This is a genomic window from Chitinophaga sp. RAB17, from assembly GCF_052114225.1.
Classification (GTDB): Bacteria; Bacteroidota; Bacteroidia; order Chitinophagales; family Chitinophagaceae; genus Chitinophaga.
On the sequence record NZ_JBFREI010000060.1, the window covers coordinates 1 to 428 of the forward strand.

Genomic DNA, 428 nt, shown 5'->3' on the forward strand with positions numbered 1-428 from the left:
GGGTCCGTGAGATCTTTAACATAAATATGCGCGCTGGTAGCAGGCATATTTACATTGCCATTATTACCATCTACATTTAAAAGCCCTTCATCATTAAACACATTATTTGTTAGTGTCTGAATTGCTGCGGCATCACCGTGATCCGCTCCGTTGGCAATGGTAATAGTAGTAGGGAGACTCGTATAACGGCTGTCTGCGATGGTAGATGACACCACATCTTTAGTCAGGTTCACTGTCCAGGCTTTACCTGCTTTCCAGCCATTTGGTAAAGTAGCAGTGATCACTGCACTTTGTCCTTCGTTCACGCTATCCGGTACACTGCTCAGTTTGATGGAATCACCGGCAGGGAATGGATACTGTGCATCCTTAATTGTCAGGTCAAGCGTAGCCGGTGCAAAGGTGTACACCGTGCTATAAACATCACTGAC

Annotated in this window: 1 protein-coding gene; it reads right to left on the reverse strand. The window is 45.8% G+C overall.

Annotation, left to right across the window (positions count from 1 at the left end; translation table 11 throughout):
• On the reverse strand, window positions 1-428 hold a 428-nt coding region (locus AB4Z08_RS35845), incomplete at both ends, for a hypothetical protein (RefSeq protein WP_441578579.1).